This is a genomic window from Actinoplanes sp. NPDC023714 (assembly GCF_040639855.1).
GTDB lineage: Bacteria > Actinomycetota > Actinomycetes > Mycobacteriales > Micromonosporaceae > Actinoplanes.
The window spans coordinates 1-5,327 of the sequence record NZ_JBFAAR010000021.1; the positions used below are offsets into that span (position 1 = coordinate 1).

Sequence of the window (5,327 nt, forward strand, 5' to 3'; positions counted from 1 at the left end):
TAGCTAAGCCCTCCAGCGCCGATGGTACTGCACTCGGGAGGGTGTGGGAGAGTAGGACGCCGCCGGACTCAACGTGAAAGAAAGGCCCACCCCACACGGGGTGGGCCTTTCTGTTTTGGCCCGGCAGGGTGAAGTGTCGTGTTCGCGACGGTCCTGCGGCGTGAATGAACCCCGGGACAGGGTTGGGCCGCGGGGCCGAGGGGGCATACGCCGACCTAAGCGGTAGCGGACACCCTGGAGGTAGTGCCATGACGACCACCGAACAGAGCACGACGTACGGAGCCACCGACGCCTACGACGGCGCGACGCGGTCACGCGCACGCCAGGCGGTGTCGACCGCCGGCGCCAAGGCCGGCTCGGCAGTGAAGCGCAATCCCAAGTCGAGTGCGGGCGCCCTGCTGGCGCTGGCCGGCGCCGCGGCCGCCGCGGTGTTCCTCGGCCGCCGGCGCGCCGCGGCGAAGGCCACCCCACGGAACAGGCTCGCGGCCTTACTGCATCGCTGAGCAGAGGCCTGACGGAGATAAGCAGAGGCCCGCATGAGAAAGGGAGCGCCACCTCCGCGGTGGCGCTCCCTTCTCGTATTCGCTACGTGCGCTCGCCGGTGATGTAGTCGGCCAGGGTCGACCGCTCGGTCTCGAGCTCGTCGATCCGGAACTTGACCACGTCGCCGATGCTCACGACGCCGGCCAGCCGGTCGTCGGTGAGGACGGGGACGTGCCGGAAGCGGCGTTCGGTCATGAGTCGCTCGACGTCTTCCAGATGTGCGTCGGGGGAGACCGTCCGGACCTGGGTGGTCTGGATGGTGCTCACCGGTTCGGTCAGGACTGCTGCGCCGCGGGCCGCCAGGGCACGGACGATGTCGCGTTCACTGACGATCCCCTCCACTGATCTGCCGTCCTCGGAGACGACCACCGCACCGATCCGATGCTGCGCCAGAACCTCGAGCAGCCGCTCCACCGAAGTGGCCGGCGGCACGGTCACCACCTGATCTCCCTTGACCCGGAGTATGTCGCTGATCCGCATCGTCCCTCCCTGCATTGGGTCGGCACCTGTTCAAACCTCTATGCCGAACGCCCGGGACGCTGTCAAGACGATGAATTTCAGAAGACCCTAGCGAGCCAGCTCGGTCTCGGCCCAGCGGCGCAGCGCCGGGGCCGGTGCGGCGCCGGTCCGGCGGGCGATGATCTTGCCGTCGCGCAGCAGCAGAAGGGTCGGGACGGCCTGGATCTGGAGGCGGCGGGAGAGCGCCGGCGCGTTGTCGACGTTGACCTTCACGAGCTTGACCTTGCCGGCCAGATCGCGGGCCACCTGCTCGAGCGCCGGGCTCAGCTGGCGGCACGGTCCGCACCACGGCGCCCACAGGTCGACGAGCACCGGGGTCGGGGATTGAACGGCCACTGTCGTGTACGTGGCGTCCACGGCGTCGACGATCCACGGCAGCGATGCCTTGCAGTTGCCGCACGACGGGGTGCCCTTGGCGGTGGCCGGCACCCGGTTGCGCTTGCCGCAGGCGGGACAGGAGACGATACGAGGTTCCATAGTTGAGTCAAGGATACTCAACTATGAAACCTCGCGGTTCCGGCAGGGTCAGCGGACGACGGAGAGCGGTCCCCGGCGCGGCTGCTTGGCCAGGCGGTACTGGCGGGACACCCAGACGACCAGCATGATCAGGGCGGTGTCGCGGACGGCCACCCCGACCGCGCCGGCCGCCGTGAGGGCCTCCGGGTCGACGACCTTCTGCAGGACCACGCCGGCCACCGCGGCGAGCGCGGACGCACCGGCGAAGCGGCTGAGGACCGTGCCGCGGCTGCGGAACCGGTCGCCGTGGCCCAGCCAGTAGCCGGGCAGCATCCGGTTCATCATCATCACGAACAGGACGGCCGGGATCGTCGCGACTACGGCGTAGGTCAGGGACAGCAGCAGGCCGGCGCCGTTCAGCGTCGCCGCCACGGCGGCGGCGGTGCCGAGCATGATGACGTCCAAGCGGTACCTGCCGTAGTGGGATTGGGCGATCAGCCAGAGCGCGGCCACCGCCACGGCGGGCAGCATGATCGGGCTCATCGAGAGGGGCCCGGCCGCGGCCCACGCCACGACGAGATAGGCGGCGGCGAACGCGGCGGAACGGGCGGCATAGCGGTTGATGCTCATCGGCCTGCCAAAGCGGTAGGGGGATGTAACCCAGGGGCCTGTCCGATCGGCGTCAAAACCCCGGACTTGAGGCGTCAACGCCCCGGAACTCGAGCAGGAATCGAGAAGTAACGGGCCACCTCGCGCGGCACGCTTTGACTACCGTTGACCGCGCCGCCGAACGAGGGGACACGATGAGCACGGAACAGCACGTCGCGGACAGCCATGATCTGATCCGGGTCCAGGGCGCCCGGGTGAACAACCTGAAGGACGTGACGGTCGAGATCCCGAAGCGGCGCCTGACCGTCTTCACCGGCGTCTCCGGCTCGGGCAAGAGCTCGCTGGTCTTCGGCACGATCGCGGCCGAGTCGCAGCGGATGATCAACGAGACGTACAGCGCGTTCGTGCAGGGGTTCATGCCGACGCTGGCCCGGCCCGACGTCGACGTGCTCGACGGGCTGACCACCGCGATCATCGTGGATCAGGAGCGGATGGGCTCCGACCCGCGGTCCACGGTCGGGACCGCGACCGACGCGAACGCGATGCTGCGGATCCTGTTCAGCCGGCTCGGCGACCCGCACATCGGCTCCCCGCAGGCGTTCTCGTTCAACGTGGCGTCGATCTCCGGCGCCGGCGCGGTCACCGTCGAGAAGGCCGGGCAGACGACGAAGGAGCGGCGCAGCTTCAGCATCGTCGGCGGAATGTGCTCGCGGTGCGAGGGCCGCGGCTCGGTGACCGACTTCGACCTGTCCGCGCTCTACGACGACACCAAGTCGATCAACGAGGGCGCGCTGACCATCCCCGGCTACAGCCTGGACGGGTGGTACGGCCGGATCTTCCGGGGCTGCGGCTGGTTCGACTGCGACAAGCCGATCAAGGACTGGACGAAGAAGGAGCTCGACGCCCTCCTCTACAAGGAGGCCACGAAGATCAAGGTTGACGGCATCAACCTGACGTACCTCGGTCTGATCCCCCAGATCCAGAAGTCCTTCCTGGCGAAGGACGTGGACGCGATGCAGCCGCACATCCGTGCCTTCGTCGAGCGGGCGATCACGTTCACCACCTGCCCGGAGTGCGACGGCACCCGGCTCTCCGCACTGGCCCGGTCCTCGAAGATCAAGGGGATCAGCATCGCGGACGCCTGCCGGATGCAGATCAGCGACCTCGCCGAGTGGGTGACGAACCTCGACGAGCCGAGCGTGGCGCCGCTGCTCGGCAAACTCCGGCACACCCTCGACTCGTTCGTCGAGATCGGGCTCGGCTATCTGTCCCTCGACCGGCCGTCCGGCACGCTGTCCGGTGGCGAGGCGCAACGTACAAAAATGATCAGGCATCTCGGGTCTGCTCTGACGGACGTCACCTATGTCTTCGACGAGCCGACGATCGGGCTGCACCCGCACGACATCCAGCGCATGAACGAACTTCTGCTGCGGCTGCGCGACAAGGGCAACACGGTTCTCGTCGTCGAGCACAAGCCGGAGGCCATCGCGATCGGGGACCGGGTCGTCGACCTCGGGCCGGGCGCCGGCGCCGCGGGCGGCACGATCTGCTTCGAGGGCACGGTCGGCGACCTCCGGAAGAGCGACACCCTGACCGGCCGGCATCTGGACGACCGGGCGCGGCTCAAGGAGAAGGTCCGGACGCCGGCCGGCAAGCTGGAGATCCGGGGCGCGACCCGGCACAACCTCCGGGACGTGGACGTCGACGTGCCGCTCGGCGTCCTCGTCGTGGTGACCGGGGTGGCCGGATCGGGCAAGAGCTCACTGATCCATGGATCGATCCCGTCGAGCGCCGGAGTCGTCTCGGTGGATCAGGTGCCGATCCGGGGTTCGCGTCGCAGCAATCCCGCGACGTACACGGGCCTGCTGGAACCGATCCGCAAAGCCTTCGCCAAAGCGAACGGCGTCAAGCCGGCGCTGTTCAGTGCCAACTCGGAGGGCGCCTGCCCGACGTGCAACGGCAGCGGCGTCGTCTACACCGATCTCGGGATGATGGCGGGCGTGGCCACCCCGTGCGAGGAGTGCGAGGGCAAGCGTTTCCAGGCGGCGGTGCTGGAATACCGCTTCGGCGGTCGCGACATCAGCGAGGTCCTCGGCATGTCCGTCACCGAGGCAGAGACCTTCTTCGGTACGGGGGAAGCCCGCCTCCCCGCCGCGCACGCCATCCTCGCCCGCCTCGTGGACGTCGGGCTCGGCTATCTGAGCCTCGGGCAGCCGCTCACCACGCTCTCCGGCGGCGAACGGCAGCGGCTGAAGCTGGCGACGCACATGGCCGACAAGGGCGGGATCTACGTGCTCGACGAGCCGACCACCGGCCTGCACCTCGCCGACGTCGACAATCTGCTCGGCCTGCTCGACCGGCTCGTCGACGCGGGCAAGTCGGTGATCGTCATCGAGCACCACCAGGCGGTCATGGCCCACGCCGACTGGATCATCGACCTGGGCCCGGGGGCCGGCCACGACGGCGGCAAGGTCGTCTTCGAGGGGACGCCCGCCGATCTCGTCGCGGACCGGACCACCCTGACCGGTCAGCACCTGGCGGAATACGTCAACGCTTGATCATCGCCTGCTGGGTGAGGAATCTCAGCAGGGGACGGAGCTCGGCCGGCACGGTGGGCTCGGCCACCGTGCCGCGCCAGTGCCGGCCTCCGCATTGCAGGGACAGGTCGTAGCGCAGCAGATCCGCACGGCAGGGCGCCATGATCTTGGCGGCCAGGCGGGTGAGGTCGAGGGCACGGACGAGGTGGGAGAGACGGCGGGCTTCGGCGTCGGGCAGGGTGGCGGAGTCCATGACGACGTGCAGGGATCGGCCGGCGTAACCGCCCGATCGTCGTAGTTCCGCGCGGACGGGTTCGGTCACTGGGTCCTCCTCAGGCGGCAACCATCGGATGTCCCGAACAGTGGCACCCACCCGACCCCCGCGCTGTCAGGTTCCCAACAGTTCCCGCCGGATCCACATGAGTGAGTCAGCGCGATCACCGACCCGCACCTGAACCTCGTGCTGCTGCTGCTGCTGCGCACCGCCGCACCGCCGCACCGCCGCGCCGCCGCACCGCCCTCCGCCACGCCCCGCGTCGCCCCGTTACCTTTTTAATCGTCCCCAGCCGGGGACTGCTCGGTCGCTCGGTCCGGTATGACTTACTGCCCCTGTCGTACGCATGATCCGGGGGGTGTTGTCGCCGGGCCGGGTGGCGTCGGCGA

General features: G+C 69.0%; 6 protein-coding genes. 2 read left to right on the forward strand and 4 right to left on the reverse strand.

The window, feature by feature from the left end; all coding sequences use genetic code 11:
• Positions 1 to 248 precede the first annotated feature (248 nt).
• Positions 249 to 503, forward strand: coding sequence for a hypothetical protein (locus AB0G10_RS42215; protein ID WP_360935898.1), 255 nt, complete (start codon positions 249 to 251; stop codon positions 501 to 503).
• A gap of 82 nt (positions 504 to 585) precedes the next feature.
• Here the strand turns inward: AB0G10_RS42215 and AB0G10_RS42220 are convergent, their stop codons facing one another.
• The 3 genes from AB0G10_RS42220 to AB0G10_RS42230 form a co-directional block, all read right to left on the reverse strand.
• A complete protein-coding gene (locus AB0G10_RS42220) occupies positions 586 to 1,023 on the reverse strand; it encodes a CBS domain-containing protein (protein ID WP_360935901.1) in 438 nt (145 codons plus the stop codon).
• A gap of 87 nt (positions 1,024 to 1,110) precedes the next feature.
• The gene (trxA, locus tag AB0G10_RS42225; RefSeq protein WP_360935904.1) at positions 1,111 to 1,539 is read right to left on the reverse strand and encodes a thioredoxin; all 429 of its coding nucleotides are present in this window, start codon (positions 1,537 to 1,539) and stop codon (positions 1,111 to 1,113) included.
• Positions 1,540 to 1,587: 48 nt separating this feature from the next.
• Positions 1,588 to 2,148 carry a hypothetical protein gene (locus tag AB0G10_RS42230; RefSeq protein WP_360935907.1) on the reverse strand — a complete coding sequence of 187 codons (561 nt, stop codon included), beginning with the start codon at positions 2,146 to 2,148 and terminating at the stop codon, positions 1,588 to 1,590.
• A gap of 173 nt (positions 2,149 to 2,321) precedes the next feature.
• On the opposite strand from AB0G10_RS42230, the gene AB0G10_RS42235 reads away from it, so the two are divergent.
• Positions 2,322 to 4,685, forward strand: a complete 2,364-nt coding sequence (locus AB0G10_RS42235) for an excinuclease ABC subunit UvrA (protein ID WP_360935909.1) — start codon at positions 2,322 to 2,324, stop codon at positions 4,683 to 4,685.
• Here the strand turns inward: AB0G10_RS42235 and AB0G10_RS42240 are convergent.
• On the reverse strand, positions 4,675 to 4,986 hold the full coding sequence (locus tag AB0G10_RS42240; RefSeq protein ID WP_360935911.1) for a protealysin inhibitor emfourin: 312 nt from the start codon (positions 4,984 to 4,986) through the stop codon (positions 4,675 to 4,677). The genes AB0G10_RS42235 and AB0G10_RS42240 overlap by 11 nt on opposite strands.
• Between the last annotated feature and the right edge of the window lie 341 nt (positions 4,987 to 5,327).

Excerpts from the sequence above, each read along its gene's own strand:
- trxA (WP_360935904.1), bottom strand. The coding sequence starts at position 1,539 with ATGGAACCTCGTATCGTCTCCTGTCCCGCCTGCGGCAAGCGCAACCGG.
- AB0G10_RS42230 (WP_360935907.1), bottom strand. The coding sequence starts at position 2,148 with ATGAGCATCAACCGCTATGCCGCCCGTTCCGCCGCGTTCGCCGCCGCC.
- AB0G10_RS42220 (WP_360935901.1), bottom strand. The coding sequence starts at position 1,023 with ATGCGGATCAGCGACATACTCCGGGTCAAGGGAGATCAGGTGGTGACC.
- AB0G10_RS42235 (WP_360935909.1), top strand. The coding sequence starts at position 2,322 with ATGAGCACGGAACAGCACGTCGCGGACAGCCATGATCTGATCCGGGTC.
- AB0G10_RS42215 (WP_360935898.1), top strand. The coding sequence starts at position 249 with ATGACGACCACCGAACAGAGCACGACGTACGGAGCCACCGACGCCTAC.